Source organism: Mesorhizobium sp. M0145 (genome assembly GCF_040322355.1).
Classification (GTDB): domain Bacteria; phylum Pseudomonadota; class Alphaproteobacteria; order Rhizobiales; family Rhizobiaceae; genus Mesorhizobium.
In genome coordinates this window covers 88,375-103,440 of record NZ_JAMYTK010000006.1, presented here as the reverse complement: position 1 = coordinate 103,440, position 15,066 = coordinate 88,375, and the positions used below count along the sequence as shown (strand labels likewise).

The window sequence follows — 15,066 nt, the reverse complement described above, 5'->3', positions numbered from 1 at the left end:
AGATGGCCCCGTTCGGGCCCTACACCCGCATCGGCATCAGCACGTAGAGCGCGGTCTCGTCGGCCATGTCGTGGATCAGCGTCGGGGAACCGGCATCCGCCAGCATGAACTTCGCCTCCGTGCCGGTCAGTTGCGCGGCAACGTCGAGCAGGTATTTGGCGTTGAAGCCGATTTCGATCGGATCGGACGAATAGTCGGCCGCCAGTTCCTCGGTGGCACTGCCCGAATCCGGGTTGTTGACCGCAAGCGTGACCTGCCCTTCGGCGATCGAAAGCTTCACCGCCCGGCCGCGTTCGGACGAAATGGTCGAAACGCGATCGACGGCAGCGGCGAAACTCTGGCGATCGATAATCAGCTTCTTGTCGTTGCCGGTCGGAATGACGCGCTGGTAGTCCGGGAAAGTGCCGTCGATCAGCTTGGAGGTCAAGATAACGCTGCCGATGGTGAAACGGATCTTGGTGTCGGACAACTCGGTGGTGACTGCAACATCGGGATCGTCGACCAGCTTTTGCAGCTCGCTGACCGTCTTTCGCGGGATTATGACGCCAGGCATGCCCTCAGAGCCTGCCGGCGCATCGATCTCGGCGCGCGCCAGCCGGTGGCCGTCGGTCGCGACAGAGCGCAGCTTCAGCTTGCCGCCGGCCTCGTGCGTGTGCAGATAAATGCCGTTCAGATAATAGCGCGTCTCCTCGGTCGAGATGGCGAACTGGGTCTTTTCAATGAGGCCCTTTAGTCCGACGGAATCGAGCCGGAAAATATGCGAGAACGACCCGGCTGAAAGCTCGGGAAAGTCGGACTGCGGCAGGCATTGCAGGCGGAAGCTCGAGCGCCCCGACGTCACCGTCATGGCGTTGCCGTCTTCGTCGGTCTTCAGCGCCACCTCCGCGCCGTCGGCAAGCTTGCGCACGATGTCGTAGAGCAGATGTGCCGGGACCGTCGTCGCCCCGCCACGTTCGACCTTTGCCGGCGTTGCTTCGGTCACCTCCAGGTCGAGGTCGGTCGCCTTCATTTCAAGGCTGGCCCCCTCGGCGCTGAGCAGCACGTTCGACAGGATCGGAATGGTATTGCGCCGCTCGACCACGCGGTGAACATGGTTGAGCGACTTCAGGAGATTTGACCGTTCCAGGATAACACGCATGACGAAACAGGCTCGCTTGAATGAATGAACGGGTCTCCGGCAAGCGGCGCCCCGCGAAAGGTCTGAACAGGCTCAGAATCTGCGTAAACTGACAGGAAAAACCCGGCAAACGCAAGCCCGCGCCACCGGTTCGGACCGGCTGCACGGGCTTTCTGGGGATAAAAAGGCCGGAGTCCGCGAGCCGGCGTTTTTCGGGCCGTCAGGCCTGGTCGTTGATCAGCCTTCTCAGCAATTCGAGTTCCTGCGCCAGTGTGTTGTCGGCACCGGAAAGATCCTCGATCTTGCGCACCGCATGCAGCACGGTCGTATGGTCACGACCGCCGAACCGCCGCCCGATCTCCGGCAGCGAGCGCGGCGTCATCACCTTCGACAGATACATGGCGACCTGCCGTGGCTTGACGATGGTGCGTGTGCGCCGGTTGGACAGAAGTTCGGTCTTCGACACGTTGTAGTGGCGCGCGACGATGCGCTGGATGTCCTCGATACGCACCCGCTTGGGTTCGCCCGAACGATAGATGTGGCCAAGGATCTCGTCGATGCGGTCGATGGTGATCTGCGGTTCGAAGGATTGGCGAAACAAAAGCTGGTTGAAGGCACCTTCGAGCTCGCGTCCGCTGCCGGTCACCGTGCGGGCGACGTGGTTGAGGATCTCTTCGGAAATATCGAGCGACGCATCGTCGAGCTTGGCGGTGGCAAGCCTGAGCTTGAGCATACCGATACGCATGGCGAAATCCGGGGCTGACATTTCCAGCGCGACGCCGCCGTTGAGGCGCGAGCGGACGCGTGGCTCCAGCGACTCCAATTCCGACGGCGGCCGGTCGGCAGCGACCACCACTTGCTTGGCGCTGTCGAGCAGCATGTTGATCAAATGGCAGAATTCGTGCTGGATCGACTTGCCCTGCAGGAACTGCATGTCGTCGATGATGAGGAGGTCGATGTCGCGCAGCTGTTCTTTCAGCGTCAGTGCGTTGTTGTCGCGGATCGCGGTGGCGAACCGCCACATGAAATACTCAGCCGTCAGATAGACGACCCGCGATTTCGGATTCTGCTTCAGCGATTCTGCGGCGATCGCCTGCAACAGGTGCGTTTTGCCCAGCCCGACCGTCGCGTGAAGAAAGAGCGGATTGAAACGCACCGCGCTCGACTGCGATTCCGCGACCGCCTTGGCGGCGGCAAAAGCCACTCGGTTCGATGGTCCTTCGATGAAGGAGGTGAAAGTATAGCGTGGATCGAGTGGCGAACCGAGAACATTGTGCCGGAACTCGGTTTCTGCCGGCATCCCCGGGCGGGGTACCGGGACCCGTTCGACCCTACTGGGGCTCGCCGTGCCCGCAGAGAGCGCGGTTTGCGTCTGCCTGGTCATCTTGCGCGCCGGGGCCACTTCTGGCTCGACGCTGTTGCGGCCCTGCCGTGTGGCGGTGCGAACCACGATCTCGATCTTGAGGATCTCCGGATCCTCGTGCTTCCACAACTCGGTGATGAGATCGAGATAGTGGCCGTTGATCCATGAACGCAGGAATGCGGTTGGCACTGAGATGCGGACAATGCCCTTAGAGGATTCAGCGACCTTCATGCGCCCGAACCAGCTCGAATAGACCTCGGTTCCCAGACGCGCCTTCAACTGGGCCTTGACCCGATCGAACTTCTGTTCAGCTTCATTGGAAGCCGCCATGTCGTTCCTTCCGATTAACGTTCCAGGAAATGGGAGGTCGCCTGTAAGCTCCCTTTCGATGCCGCCGCTCTGCATGATCGAGTTCCTTGTCTCTTGTACCTGTTTTCCGCCGGGGATGCGCCTCCTGCATCCATGTTTCCGGCGACCGTGTCTTCGCTGCGACACCATCGCCGCCGCCGGCTGATGAATCGCCTCGTTGTCGGTCCGGCGCCGAAGAGCCGATCCGCTTTGGTCATGTCAGGGCAACAAAATGCCGTCCGGCGAAAAACCGCCGGCGCACCGTCGACCTGCCATGTACAATTACGCCAGTCCCCTACCGTATCGAAAAGACAAACCAACCCCGTCCGCGGAGTTGAATCCGCGGTGTAAACTCTGCCAATTTGAGCTGGCCGGTTTCAGGCTGGTCAAGGGCCAAGGGCCCGTCCCTTCGATGGACAGACATTACCGAAATCGCTGTGGATAGGGCAAGGCCACCCCTAACGGATTTTTAAGGAATCTGACTAGAAAGGGACGTTTCGAACGCCATGCTGCAACAGTTGATTTTGACAAAGCCATTGTGATTCAAACCCTTTTCCGGCGAATGTGAAAAAGGCCACACAATGCGAAATTTTCTGAAATAATTCACTTGACAGCCAATTGCCGCCTATCGGCCACAGCCGATGTGAACAAGCTGTGGATCACCATCGGTAAGCCTCTGAAAAAAAACAGTAATCTGTGACGCTCGGAAATTTTCGTATTGGCGGTTTCGAAGGCTGCGAATATCAGCGGGCATGTATATGCCGGCAAAGCATTTCGAACTTTGAAATGCACCCGGAGCGCCATTTTGCGGGCTTTCTTTTAAGTACTTGCCGGCAAACGAAAAAAAACCCGGCGCGATTGGCCGGGTTTGAAGAAGCGCAGTTCAGGAAAAGGTATATTAGGCCGACAGCACCTTGACCCGTTGGGCCAACCGCGACACCTTGCGCGATGCCGTGTTCTTGTGCACCACGCCCTTGGTCGCGGCGCGCATCAATTCCGGCTCGGCCACCTTGAAGGCAGCCTGTGCGGCCGCCTTATCGCCAGCCGCGAGCGCCTCTTCGACCTGGCGGATGTAGGTCCGGACGCGGGAGCGGCGGTTCTTGTTGATCGCTGCGCGACGGGCGATCTTGCGCGTTGCCTTTTTGGCCGAGGAGGTATTGGCCATGGTGCCTCTCTTCTGATCTGGTGGGCGCTTGCGGGATACCGCAGGGCGCAAAAAACAAACGGGCAGCCACAGGGCCGCCTCGGTTGGTGCGGCTTATAGTTCAGCTTTTCCGGCGCGTCAACGCTGCAGCGCTTTCTTTTTGACCGGCGCCTTCGTCATCTCATCGGTTCGTGAAATTCGGCTTCCGCTTGCCGCTGAAGGCCGCCATGCCTTCCTTCTGGTCATCCAGCGCAAACAGCGAATGAAACAGCCGGCGCTCGAACCGCAGACCCTCGGTGAGCGTCGTCTCATAGGCGCGGTTGACGGCCTCCTTTGCCATCATCACCGACGGCAAGGAAAAACCAGCGATCTTGGACGCTGCCTTAAGCGCTTCCTCGATCAACTCGCCGGCTGGCACCACGCGCGAGACAAGGCCGGAACGCTCGGCCTCGGCTGCGTCCATCATTCGACCCGTCAGGCACATATCCATCGCCTTCGACTTGCCGACAAAGCGGGTCAGGCGCTGCGATCCGCCCATGCCGGGCATGACGCCCAGCGTGATCTCGGGTTGGCCAAATTTGGCGGTGTCGGCGGCGATGATGAAGTCGCACATCATCGCCAGTTCGCAGCCGCCCCCCAGCGCATAGCCCGCCACCGCCGCGATGATCGGCTTTCGTGCCCGCGTAAATTCTTCCCAACCGACGAAGAAATCCTGCAGATAGGCATCCACATAGGAGATGGACTGCATTTCCTTGATATCGGCACCTGCCGCGAAAGCCTTTTCCGAACCAGTGATGACCATGGCGCCGATGTCGGCATTGGCGCCCATGCTATTCACCGACGCGACCAGTTCCGCGAGCACTTGTGAATTCAGCGCGTTGAGCGCCTGCGGCCGGTTCAGCGTAATCAGCCCGACCTTGCCGCGGGTTTCGACGATGATGGTTTCATAGCCCATGCTTTGCTCCTCCTCGCTTCTGGTTCAAGCCTGACAGGCCCGGCAGTGGAAAGTCGAACGACCGCTTTGCACGATACGCTCGATGTGGCCGCCACAACCAGGCTTGGAGCAGGCTTCCCCATCGCGATCGTAAACCGCGAAGGAATGCTGGAAGTAGCCCAGCGATCCATCGGTCTGCATATAATCGCGCAACGACGAGCCGCCGGCGGCGATCGCATCGGCGACGACCGAGCGGATTGCTTCGGCCAGGCGTTCGCTCTGCTCTTTGGCTTTCTTGCCGGCTCTCGCGAGGGTGCCCGCTTCGCGCAGCGGCGACAGGCCGGCCCGCCAAAGCGCTTCCGAGACGTAGATATTGCCTAGCCCGGCAATCAGCCTCTGGTCCAGAAGTGCCGCTTTCAGCGGTGACTTGCGACCTTTCAGCAACGAAGCGAGCAGCGCGCCGTCCAGTGCGTTGCCTGTAGGCTCGACGCCTAATCCCGCCAGCATCGGATGCATGTCGGGCTCGCCTTCCGAAAACAGCATGAACCCGAAGCGGCGCGGGTCGTTGAAGATCACGCGAGAGCGGACGCCGGCAGGGGATGCGATGTCGAAGACGACGTGATCGTGAGCAGTGTTTTTCGAACGTTCGTGGTGGAACGCGCCGGGCGTTGCGCTCTCGTCGGCCGTTTCGATGCGAAACGAACCCGACATGCCGAGATGGCAGATCAGAACCGGGCCGTTGTCCATGTGCATTGTCAGATATTTGGCACGGCGGCCGAGCGCCGCAATCGTCTTGCCGGTCAGCCGCTCCGAAAATCTCTCGGGGAACGGAAACCGCAAATCCGGCCGGCGTGCCTCGACACCGACAATGCGGGCACCTTCAAGGGCCGGCTGCAGACCGCGCCTGACTGTCTCTACCTCCGGCAGCTCAGGCATGGCCACCTATCGTGGCATGGAAGGAGGTGCCGTGACGGCCGCGCGCCAGCCCGAGATGTTCGGCCACGGTTTCGCCGATGTCGGCAAATGTTGTCCTCAGTCCGATCTCTGCGCCTTTGAAACCCGGCCGTGTCCCGATAATCGGAATACGCTCGCGCGTGTGGTCGGTGCCGCGCCACGTCGGATCGTTGCCGTGATCGGCGGTCAAAATGAGCAGATCGCCTGGCCTCAGCCGTGCGAATGCCTCGGGCAGGCGCCGGTCGAAAGCTTCGAGTGCGGCGGCATACCCCGCAACGTCGCGCCGATGCCCGAACTCGGTGTCGAAGTCGACAAAGTTCGCGAAGACGAGGTCGCCGTCGCGGGCGTCTTCCATGGCACCAAGCGTTTTGTCGAACATCGCCATGTTGCCGGCAGCCTTGCGGACTTCCGAGATCCCCCGATGGGCGAAAATGTCGCCGATCTTGCCGATCGCGATAACCCGGCTGCCGCGCGCCGTCAGCCGGTCGAGCAGCGTCGGTTCCGGCGGCGGTACGGCATAGTCGCGACGATTATGCGTTCGCTCGAACGTGGCGGCGGTTTCACCGATAAACGGCCGCGCGATGACGCGGCCGATATTCAGCGGATCGACGAGCCTGCGCACCACTTTGCAGAACTCGTAAAGCCGTTCCAGGCCGAAATGAACCTCATGCGCGGCGATCTGCAGGACGGAGTCGATCGAGGTGTAGCAGATCGGCTTGCCGGTGCGGATATGGTCTTCGCCGAACCGTTCGATAATCTCGGTGCCCGGAGCATGGCAATTGCCGAGGATGCCAGGCACCTTCCCTTCACGCACCATTGCTTCGGTCAACTCGGCCGGAAAGGCGGGAATCTTGTCTGGGAAGTAACCCCAGTCGAAACGGACCGGCAGGCCGGCTATTTCCCAATGGCCCGATGGCGTGTCCTTGCCGCTCGAAACCTCTTGGGCCGCGCCGTGAAAGGCGGCGGCAAGCCGCGCACTGCCGGCATTCTCGAACCTGAAACCCGTCGCCGTTGCCGCGGCCTGGCCGAGGCCGAGCGCGAGCATGTTTGGTACAAGAAGGGGTCCGGCACGCAGGCCTTCGCGATCGGCGCGGCCTTCTGCGCAGGCCCGCGCGATGTGTGCGAACGTATTGGAGCCGGTGTCGCCATAACGTTCGGCATCGGCCGCGCCGCCGATGCCGAAGGAGTCGAGGACAAAAAGGAAGGCGCGTGCCATCGAAAGGTTCATCATTGCCTGTGTGTTGGCTCAGACATAGGGTTCCGCGCCGCCATTGGCAATTCGGAAACCCAAACAGCACGGCTTGGCGTGCTGGTCCCGGAGAGACGAATCGCGGCATGGTCGATCTGCGGATGGAAATGCGCGGCGCGGAGCTCGCATGAGGCTTGCCCTGACAGCATTCGCCGCCGTACTGGCTTTGCTGCCGGATGCGTCTTGCACAAATCTGGCGCGAGCCGATTGGCGCGATGTTATCGGAACGTTCCGTATCGGTATCGTCGCCGAACCGTTGCCGGTCCGAGGGACTATGTGCTGGCTGCAGCCATCGTGCGTCTAGTCTCGGCCCGCGGTCGCAAGCAATAGCAACAGACCGGTTAGCGGGCTTCAGGCGTCAGCAATCGCTGCACGGAATGGTCGGGCTCCTGCGCGGCCGCAGATAATAAGTTTCCGCCATCGATATCGAATTGAAGACCGAGCTCAACCCGAACCGGCTTTGGCCGTCCGCCGACCAGGTGATGATTGGCTTGTAGGCGAGATCGCTTTCGACCCGAATGAGGAACGTGCCTTTGATCTTGAGCGCGCTCGGGACCGTTGTGGTGGAATCCTTGACAGCGTCGACGCTAGAGACGCCATCGACCAGTTTGCGCGACCACACGACCAGGACTTTCGGCGTCGTCTCGTTGGTCACCTGTATCGCCGTGATAATGATCTTCGGTTTCGAGCGGTTGTAGGGCTGGAGCGTGGAACTGCCGATCGCCATGATGGCATCGACATCGGCCGCCTTGACGGTCTGCTGCTGCGTGACGAGGTCCGCTACCATGCTGCCGATGCGGCTGACCTTCTTGCTGGTCTCGATGGCTTGCGAGGCCTCCATTGTCATAAAGTACATGATCAACAGGACAGGCACGATGAGGGCAAACTCGACAGCCGCAATACCGCGGCGGTCCGAGCAAAGCCGGACTGCTCTTGTACAAATCCCTGCGATGCCCAGCTGTGCCCCCGCACGAATCATGGCTTTGCCCCTTTTCAAGCGACTACGTGGTTCAGTTGTCGAACGGCTCGTTCTGCCAAGTGATCGAAGCAAAATGCAGCGTTTTACCGTCCTTCAGGTTGGCCATCGATTTGGCCATGAAGTCGGTCATCACCGGCCATTTGTAAAAAACACGCAGCATGTTTCTCGACTCCGCCAGGCCAGGTGCGACGGTGAAGGTCTGTGTGCTCGTGCCCTTGGTCAGCACGACGTCGCCATCCTGGATCTTGAAACCGGCCAGCGCCGCATCGGCGAAGGTCGGATATTCGCGCAAGTCCACCAGCAATCCGGGACAGGTCTTGGCGACCATGATCTCCAATTTGGTGCAGATCATATCCCGCAGCTTGGTCCCGGACACATCGGCCGGTCTTAGTTGGCCGGTACGCAGTTGGCGCGCGATGTCGTCGGTTGCGTTTGCCATCACTTCCTGTGCGGCAAAAGAAATGCAGCTCTCCAGGATGGCGAAGACAAGAAGCGCGAAAGGAATTGCAAGCATGGCGAATTCGATCGCCGTGCTTCCGCGGCGGTCGCCCAAAAACCGTCTTGGAGAACCTGCTCGTCCTGCCTTGCTCATGTCCTCTGCCCGCCGATGCCGCTTCTGTATCGGTCCCACCCTTAGTCGGAACCGATTGAAGTCCGGTTGGAATGACCGTTAAATTCAACGGGAAGGCCTTAACCCGGCGATAACCGAAGCACGTTCTCGCCAAAGACGGAGACGTCGGCTACTAATGCGCGGCGCTCATTTCGGCTTCGGAGGCCTTCTCGGCATCGCTCTTATACGAGCTTTCGCAATATGGCGCGCAGGACATGGTCTGTACTTCGGAACGCCGATAGATGCGCACCGACGACGCTGCCTGGCGCACGACGGTTATTTGCTCATCGACGATCGGGTTGCCCTCCTGGTCGAGGACGACGAGATTGGTGACGCCAAATCCCTTGCCGGTCAGTACGATCGTCGATGCATCCTGCACGGAGGCGTCGGCGATCGCCGGATTGCCGACGACAATCGTATCGGCGGCGCGCGACAATTTGATGATCTTTGCCTGGTTCATCGTCACCTCGATGCCGGCGCCGGCCCTGGCTGGAAAGGCGAAAGCCGCTGCGGCAAAAAGCACGGCAACTGGAAATGATGATCTCGGCCCGGCCATTGAGGCGCCCCCTGGCAAACTGTTCAACGGAACATGAACGAGATTGGTGAACCAACCGTTAAGCGGCTGGAGTTCAGGACCAAGCCGGAACCGGCATTGGGCCTAGCCGGCACGGCTGGAACGTCTTTGCCGAATTGCGCCTCTTGCGCCTTTTGTCAGCCCGGGGGCCTAGCGGCGGGTATTTTAGTTCTGGGTTAACCACGCAATGTCGTCGAAGCGGGAAAGGAATCGGTAAGCCTGTTTATTAAGCCGATTGAAACAGCTTCTCCTTAGATTCGCAGTATCCGATCAGCCACCAAGAGAAGTTGACGGAAGTGCTGTAACAATTGGAGTAGGAGCTCGAATGTCTAACCTCATCGCACGTTTTGTGAAGGACGAATCCGGCGCGACCGCTATCGAATACGGTCTGATCGCCGCTCTTATCGCACTCGCCATCATGGTCGGCGCCGGCCAGCTCGGCAACTCGCTGAACGCCAAGTTCACCGCCATCTCCACTAAGGTGAACGGTAGCTGACCGTAACGGGTTCGGTTGTTCTGAAATAAGGGCCGCCGCACTGGCGGCCCTTATTTAGTCCTCGCATGATTTGAAATTTAGGCCTCATCAGTCGTTAATCGAATAGGATTAGGCTGGGGCTAGATGCAATTGGGTCATAGGCGCGCCGATGCTTGAAGCCGTGATCTTCGTCGTGTTTCCGTTCTGCATGCTTTTTGCCGCGATCTCCGACATGCTTTCGATGACGATCGCCAATCGCGTGCCGGTGTTGCTTGTGGTTGTCTTCGCCTTGGTTGCGCCTTTGACCGGCATGGACTGGGCCACCTATGGCTGGCATTTCGCCGCCGCCGGCCTGGTTCTCGCGGTGACGTTCGGCCTGTTCGCGCTGGGCGGCATGGGCGGCGGCGACGCCAAGCTTCTGGCTGCCACTGCCATGTGGATGGGACTGAACATCCATCTCATCGAATACCTCGTCGCCTCGACATTCATCGGCGGACTGCTGACGCTAGCCATCCTCGCCTATCGAAAATCGCCGCTTGCCGCCGTCACAAGCCACAATCCGTTCCTGCGCCATTTCGCCGATGAGGCGACCGGCGTTCCGTACGGCATCGCGCTTGGCATTGGCGGTCTGCTCACCTATTCCGACTCGCCATTGATGGTCTGGGCACTTACCAGGCTGGCGGGCTGAATTTCGCTTTACGCGGTTGGCGCCGAGCAGGCGAGTTGGCCACGTTTTCCTTCGGGCCGGGCTTGTCGGTCCAATTTATGTAAACGTTAAATTAATCACGATCGTAAGTATAACATTAACCTTGTTTTGACGATTGCCGCTGCAAAGTCCCGCTTGGCTACGTGGTTTGCCAAGGCGAGGTTCGGACAGATGCCAGCATCCCGATTGATTATTCTGAGCGTGGCGATAGCCGCGGCCGGTGGTGCAGGCTATGTCGCGAAGAACATGGTCGTGGCTCCGCCGCCTCCGGTTGTCGATTCCGGTCCTCAGGCGCCGGCGATCGCGCTGCAGGATGTGCTTGTTCTTTCCGGCGACGTTCCGATGGGCAGTCCGCTTGAAAACAACATTTCCTGGGAGTCATGGCCGTCCGCCGGCATCAACGCAAATTTCATCACCCGCGCCGCCGAGCCTGAAGCGCTGGACAAGCTGAAGGGCGCCGTCGCTCGCGTGGCGCTCTACGCCGGCGAGCCGCTGCGGCGCTCGAAGCTGATCGGTGAAGGGCAAAGCTTCATGTCGTCGATCCTGCCCTCCGGCATGCGGGCCGTTGCCACAAGCATCTCGGCCGACACCTCGGCCGGTGGCTTTATTCTTCCCAACGATTTCGTCGACGTCATCATGACCCGCAGAGCCGATCCCGCCAATGGCGGTGGTCCGGGCTTCACGACCGAAACTATCCTGAAGAACATTCGCGTCCTGGCGATCGACCAGACCATTCAGGAGGACGAGGAAGGTAAGAAGACCAGGGTTGGCCAGACCGCCACCCTGGAACTGACGCCGCAGCAGTCCGAGATCATCACCGTCGCACAGCAGATGGCGGATCGCCTGACATTGGCGCTACGCTCGATCAAGGACAGTCAGGACAAGAATGTGGGCGAAGCCGATTACCTGGTTTCCGGCAATGGCCGGCGCGGAACCGTGCGGTTGATCAAGTCGGGCGAAGTTTCCGAAGTGGGGGCGAGGAAATGAGGCTAAAAACCAAATTGCCGGTCACGCTGGCTGCGGCGATCGGCCTGCTTTTCCTTGGAACGAATGCATATGGCGTTCTCTGTGCCAGCGCAGCAGGCGACAACGCCAGGGTGACGGCTTCGACCGCCACCCAGCGGGTCAAGCTCGGACTGAACAAGTCGGTGGTCATCGACCTCCCGAGCGATGCCTACGACATTCTCGTCGCCAACCCCGCTGTAGCCGACGCGGTGACCCGCACCGCCAGGCGCATCTATCTGTTTGGAAAGGCGGTCGGCGAGACCAATATCTTCGTCTTTGGCCCGAATGGCGAGCAGATCGTCAGCCTTGACCTAGCGGTCGAACGTGACGTCGCCGGGCTGGAGGATTATATCAAGCGCTTCATCCCGTCATCGGAGGTCAAGGTCGAGTTGCTGAACGACAACGTCGTTCTGACCGGAACCGTGGACACTCCTCTGGACGCCAAGCGCGCGGCCGATCTGGCAACCATTTTCGTGTCCGGCGGCGAGGCGACCACGGGTCAATATTCGCAGACCGCTGCCGGCGGTTCGGCTGAAGCCGGCGTCGCGATCGATAACCCAGATGCCGAGCGCCGCGTCAGCAAGATCGTCAACCTGCTGCAGATCATCGGCGACGACCAGGTGACGCTGAAGGTAACGGTCGCGGAAGTCAGCCGCTCGGTGATGAAGCAGCTCGGCGTCAACATGGTGGGCAACGGCAGCAGCAACGGCATCAGCTGGGGCGCGGTAAGCGACAATTTCACTGGTTTGGGCAAGTCGCTGTCGAACTCGGGCCTCTCTATCGGGAGCTCGACGCTGCAGGCCTACATCAATGCCATGGAACAGTCCGGTGTCATGAAAACCCTCGCCGAACCAACATTGACGGCCGTATCCGGCGAGAAGGCGACCTTCAAGGTTGGCGGCGAATACAACATGGTGACCAGCGTTTCCCAAGCCGTATCAAACGATAACCAGACCGGTCTGAAGACGTATTCGGTCGAGAAGATCGAATACGGCATTGGCCTGGAATTCCAGCCGGTGGTGCTGTCTCCCGGCCGTATCAGCCTGAAAGTCAGAACCTCGGTTTCCGAGCCGACAACGGAGGGGTCTGTGTCTTTGTCCGAAGGCGTAACAAGCCCGGGCATGAATGCCCTGTCGCTCCGCAAGCGCTTGGCCGACACAACAGTGGAACTGCCTTCGGGCGGCTCGATGATGATTGCCGGCCTTGTCCGCGATGATCTCAGGCAAGCCGTCAACGGCTTACCTGGTCTGACAAAGATTCCAGTGCTTGGCGCGCTGTTCCGCAGCAGGGATTTCGTTCGCAACGAGACCGAGCTCGTCATCATCATTACGCCCTATCTGGTGAAGCCGGTGGCGCGCAACGATCTTGCCAAGCCGGATAACAATTTCAACGCCGCCAGCGATGGCGCCGGCATCTTCCTTGGCCGCGTCAACCGTGTCTACGGCACCATGCAGACCGACAAGCCCAACGGCCGTTACCACGGCGTTGTCGGCTTTATCTACAAGTAAGCGGGGAAGCGGTCATGTCTAAGGCAGCATCGAAGGCACGGGCGATCACCGCGACGCGGTCGGTCCATTCGCGAATCTGGCGGCCGGCCGTTCCCATTATGGCGATCGCGGTGGCGGCATTGCTGGCCGGCTGCGCCAATCGCGACAGCGTCACGGTGGGTGCCATACCGGACGATTATCGCACCACCCATCCGATCGTCATAGCCGAGAAGATACAGAAGATCGACCTTCCGGTCGGCGCCGGCGACCGTGGCATGACCAGATCCCAGCGTGACACGCTCCTGGGCTTCCTGGACGGATACGACAGGAGCGCGGCTCCGGTGCTGACGATCGAGATTCCGAGCGGCTCAGCCAACGAAATCGCAGCGGCCGTGGCCGGCCGCGATTTCGCCAGGCTGGCCATAGCCAGCGGCATCAGCCGGAAGCGGATCGCCATGCGGTCCTATCAGTCTGTTTCGGCCGAAGCGTCCGCACCGATCCGTGTTGCCTACGTCTCGGTGAAGGCTCAGACGGATAAATGCGGGCGCTGGCCCGAAGACCTGCTGCAGACTTCGGAAAACAAGCACTATGCCGATTTCGGCTGTTCGTATCAGAACAACCTGGCTGCCCAGATGGCCAATCCGTCCGATTTGATCGGGCCACGCAAGCCGACCCCGATCGACGCGGAAAATCGCGGCGCGGTGATCGACGTCTATCGTGACAGAGGTATTTCGGACGAATTCCTCGGCAATTCGGAAGTCGAATATTAACGAGTGTTGAGGCTCAACAAACCCTAAGCCGCGCAAGTCACGGAAAGTGATGACAATGAGCAATCTTGCCTATGACACAGAGGTACCGGGCGGCGAAACCTCGGAGCAGGATATTGCCGCGATGCAGGCGTTGCGGCCGATCCCGCGCATTTCGATCCAGGCATTTTGCGAGACCGAAGGCGTAGCCAATCCGGTCGAGCGCGCCGGCGAGGATCGCCGCATGGCCAAGGCCCATCTGAAGGTGCATATGGGGGGCATCCCTACCGCTATCGAATTCTATCAGTCGGCGCCGACACCGAACCTGATCCTGCTTGAATCGCGCAGCGAGCCGAAGCTATTGCTTGAACAACTCGCCCAGCTCTCCGAGCATTGTGACCCGACCTCCAAGGTGGTGGTTGTCGGCCACTACAACGATGTCGGCCTGTACCGCGAACTCATTCGTTCGGGCATTTCCGAGTATGTCATCGCGCCCGTATCGATGGCCGACATCGTCAGCGTGGTGTCTTCGATCTTCGTTGATCCGGAAGCGGAGCCGATCGGCCGCTCGATTGCCTTCATCGGCGCCAAAGGCGGCGTCGGCTCCTCGACCATAGCCCATAATGTGGCCTGGGCCATGTCGTCCCTTTTCAAATCCGAAGTGGTTGTCGCCGATCTCGACCTCGCCTTCGGAACGGCCAATATCAATTTCGACCAGGATCCGGCGCAAGGCATTGCCGAGGCAGTCTTCTCGCCGGAACGCGTCGACGAGGTCTATCTCGACCGGCTGCTCGCCCAATGCGCCGAGCACCTGTCGCTGCTTGCGGCCCCTTCGACCCTGGAGCGGGTCTACGATTTCGATCCCGACGCCTTCACCCAGCTTATCGACATAGCCCAGCGTAGCGCGCCGCTCCTCGTGCTCGATGTTCCCCACGTGTGGGCCGGCTGGACCAAGAACACGCTGGTCAAGGCCGACGAGATCGTCATCACGGCGACGCCCGAACTGGCCAATCTGCGCAACACGAAGAACCTGGTCGACATGCTGAAGCGGCTTCGTCCGAACGATCCCGCGCCAAAGCTTGTGATCAACCAGGCCGGTGTGCCGAAACGTCCTGAGATTACGCCGTCCGACTTCTCCGAATCGCTCGGCCTTTCGCCGATGTCGGTCATCCCGTTCGAGCCGCTTTTGTTCGGAAATGCTGCCAACAACGGACGTATGCTCGGTGAGATGGATGCCAAGAATCCGGTTGTCGCCACGATCAACGAGATCGCCCATGTGCTGACAGGGCGCAGCGAAATCAAGGTGAAGAAAAAGGCTGGCCTCGGCAATCTGATCGGCAAGCTTTCGCGCAACAAGAAGTGATGCCTCAGCGGT

Annotated in this window: 15 protein-coding genes and 1 pseudogene; 7 read left to right on the top strand and 9 right to left on the bottom strand. The window is 60.2% G+C overall.

Going from position 1 to position 15,066, the window contains the following annotated elements; genetic code table 11:
• Window positions 1-19: 19 nt before the first annotated feature.
• From dnaN to NKJ28_RS12355, 6 genes are all read right to left on the bottom strand, one after another.
• Window positions 20-1,138, bottom strand: a complete 1,119-nt coding sequence (dnaN, locus tag NKJ28_RS12380; protein ID WP_023676920.1) for a DNA polymerase III subunit beta — start codon at window positions 1,136-1,138, stop codon at window positions 20-22.
• Between the two features lie 199 nt (window positions 1,139-1,337).
• Entirely contained in the window at window positions 1,338-2,810 is a 1,473-nt protein-coding gene (dnaA, locus tag NKJ28_RS12375) for a chromosomal replication initiator protein DnaA (RefSeq protein ID WP_023676921.1), read from the bottom strand.
• Between the two features lie 916 nt (window positions 2,811-3,726).
• The gene (gene rpsT, locus NKJ28_RS12370; protein ID WP_023676922.1) at window positions 3,727-3,993 is read right to left on the bottom strand and encodes a 30S ribosomal protein S20; all 267 of its coding nucleotides are present in this window, start codon (window positions 3,991-3,993) and stop codon (window positions 3,727-3,729) included.
• Window positions 3,994-4,153: 160 nt separating this feature from the next.
• Window positions 4,154-4,927 carry an enoyl-CoA hydratase gene (locus NKJ28_RS12365; protein ID WP_352448613.1) on the bottom strand — a complete coding sequence of 258 codons (774 nt, stop codon included), beginning with the start codon at window positions 4,925-4,927 and terminating at the stop codon, window positions 4,154-4,156.
• Between the two features lie 24 nt (window positions 4,928-4,951).
• Window positions 4,952-5,842: a bifunctional DNA-formamidopyrimidine glycosylase/DNA-(apurinic or apyrimidinic site) lyase gene (mutM, locus tag NKJ28_RS12360; protein WP_352576941.1), complete on the bottom strand. Its 891-nt coding sequence runs from the start codon at window positions 5,840-5,842 to the stop codon at window positions 4,952-4,954.
• Window positions 5,835-7,076, bottom strand: coding sequence for a phosphopentomutase (locus tag NKJ28_RS12355; RefSeq protein ID WP_352576943.1), 1,242 nt, complete (start codon window positions 7,074-7,076; stop codon window positions 5,835-5,837). Before NKJ28_RS12355 ends, mutM begins: the two co-directional genes overlap by 8 nt.
• Window positions 7,077-7,236: 160 nt before the next feature.
• Between NKJ28_RS12355 and NKJ28_RS32990 the strand changes: the two are divergent.
• Window positions 7,237-7,365 (top strand): annotated as a pseudogene (locus NKJ28_RS32990) (phosphate/phosphite/phosphonate ABC transporter substrate-binding protein); the annotation flags it as partial.
• A gap of 102 nt (window positions 7,366-7,467) precedes the next feature.
• On the opposite strand, the gene NKJ28_RS12350 reads toward NKJ28_RS32990, so the two are convergent.
• From NKJ28_RS12350 to NKJ28_RS12340, 3 genes are all read right to left on the bottom strand, one after another.
• Window positions 7,468-8,088 (bottom strand): TadE/TadG family type IV pilus assembly protein, encoded by a 621-nt coding sequence (locus NKJ28_RS12350; RefSeq protein ID WP_023676926.1) that lies wholly within the window; start codon window positions 8,086-8,088, stop codon window positions 7,468-7,470.
• A gap of 31 nt (window positions 8,089-8,119) precedes the next feature.
• Window positions 8,120-8,680 carry a TadE/TadG family type IV pilus assembly protein gene (locus NKJ28_RS12345; protein WP_023676927.1) on the bottom strand — a complete coding sequence of 187 codons (561 nt, stop codon included), beginning with the start codon at window positions 8,678-8,680 and terminating at the stop codon, window positions 8,120-8,122.
• 151 nt (window positions 8,681-8,831) lie between these two features.
• Window positions 8,832-9,254, bottom strand: a complete 423-nt coding sequence (locus NKJ28_RS12340; protein ID WP_023676928.1) for a pilus assembly protein N-terminal domain-containing protein — start codon at window positions 9,252-9,254, stop codon at window positions 8,832-8,834.
• Window positions 9,255-9,597: 343 nt separating this feature from the next.
• Here NKJ28_RS12340 and NKJ28_RS12335 point away from each other — a divergent pair, with 343 nt between their 5' ends.
• From NKJ28_RS12335 to NKJ28_RS12310, 6 genes are all read left to right on the top strand, one after another.
• On the top strand, window positions 9,598-9,768 hold the full coding sequence (locus NKJ28_RS12335) for a Flp family type IVb pilin (RefSeq protein ID WP_023676929.1): 171 nt from the start codon (window positions 9,598-9,600) through the stop codon (window positions 9,766-9,768).
• 148 nt (window positions 9,769-9,916) lie between these two features.
• Window positions 9,917-10,435 carry an A24 family peptidase gene (locus tag NKJ28_RS12330; RefSeq protein ID WP_352635748.1) on the top strand — a complete coding sequence of 173 codons (519 nt, stop codon included), beginning with the start codon at window positions 9,917-9,919 and terminating at the stop codon, window positions 10,433-10,435.
• Window positions 10,436-10,624: 189 nt separating this feature from the next.
• A complete protein-coding gene (cpaB, locus tag NKJ28_RS12325) occupies window positions 10,625-11,440 on the top strand; it encodes a Flp pilus assembly protein CpaB (protein ID WP_023676931.1) in 816 nt (271 codons plus the stop codon).
• Entirely contained in the window at window positions 11,437-12,966 is a 1,530-nt protein-coding gene (locus NKJ28_RS12320) for a type II and III secretion system protein family protein (RefSeq protein WP_352635746.1), read from the top strand. The genes cpaB and NKJ28_RS12320 overlap by 4 nt, the downstream gene beginning before the upstream one ends.
• A gap of 14 nt (window positions 12,967-12,980) precedes the next feature.
• A complete protein-coding gene (locus NKJ28_RS12315) occupies window positions 12,981-13,715 on the top strand; it encodes a CpaD family pilus assembly protein (protein ID WP_023676933.1) in 735 nt (244 codons plus the stop codon).
• Between the two features lie 55 nt (window positions 13,716-13,770).
• The gene (locus tag NKJ28_RS12310; protein WP_352455131.1) at window positions 13,771-15,054 is read left to right on the top strand and encodes a CpaE/TadZ family protein; all 1,284 of its coding nucleotides are present in this window, start codon (window positions 13,771-13,773) and stop codon (window positions 15,052-15,054) included.
• Window positions 15,055-15,066 lie beyond the last annotated feature (12 nt).

Bases quoted from the DNA above. Each gene is read 5' to 3' on its own strand.
- dnaN (WP_023676920.1), bottom strand. From the start codon at position 1,138: ATGCGTGTTATCCTGGAACGGTCAAATCTCCTGAAGTCGCTCAACCAT.
- dnaA (WP_023676921.1), bottom strand. From the start codon at position 2,810: ATGGCGGCTTCCAATGAAGCTGAACAGAAGTTCGATCGGGTCAAGGCC.
- rpsT (WP_023676922.1), bottom strand. From the start codon at position 3,993: ATGGCCAATACCTCCTCGGCCAAAAAGGCAACGCGCAAGATCGCCCGT.
- NKJ28_RS12365 (WP_352448613.1), bottom strand. From the start codon at position 4,927: ATGGGCTATGAAACCATCATCGTCGAAACCCGCGGCAAGGTCGGGCTG.
- mutM (WP_352576941.1), bottom strand. From the start codon at position 5,842: ATGCCTGAGCTGCCGGAGGTAGAGACAGTCAGGCGCGGTCTGCAGCCG.
- NKJ28_RS12355 (WP_352576943.1), bottom strand. From the start codon at position 7,076: ATGGCACGCGCCTTCCTTTTTGTCCTCGACTCCTTCGGCATCGGCGGC.
- NKJ28_RS12350 (WP_023676926.1), bottom strand. From the start codon at position 8,088: ATGATTCGTGCGGGGGCACAGCTGGGCATCGCAGGGATTTGTACAAGA.
- NKJ28_RS12345 (WP_023676927.1), bottom strand. From the start codon at position 8,680: ATGAGCAAGGCAGGACGAGCAGGTTCTCCAAGACGGTTTTTGGGCGAC.
- NKJ28_RS12340 (WP_023676928.1), bottom strand. From the start codon at position 9,254: ATGGCCGGGCCGAGATCATCATTTCCAGTTGCCGTGCTTTTTGCCGCA.
- NKJ28_RS12335 (WP_023676929.1), top strand. From the start codon at position 9,598: ATGTCTAACCTCATCGCACGTTTTGTGAAGGACGAATCCGGCGCGACC.
- NKJ28_RS12330 (WP_352635748.1), top strand. From the start codon at position 9,917: ATGCTTGAAGCCGTGATCTTCGTCGTGTTTCCGTTCTGCATGCTTTTT.
- cpaB (WP_023676931.1), top strand. From the start codon at position 10,625: ATGCCAGCATCCCGATTGATTATTCTGAGCGTGGCGATAGCCGCGGCC.
- NKJ28_RS12320 (WP_352635746.1), top strand. From the start codon at position 11,437: ATGAGGCTAAAAACCAAATTGCCGGTCACGCTGGCTGCGGCGATCGGC.
- NKJ28_RS12315 (WP_023676933.1), top strand. From the start codon at position 12,981: ATGTCTAAGGCAGCATCGAAGGCACGGGCGATCACCGCGACGCGGTCG.
- NKJ28_RS12310 (WP_352455131.1), top strand. From the start codon at position 13,771: ATGAGCAATCTTGCCTATGACACAGAGGTACCGGGCGGCGAAACCTCG.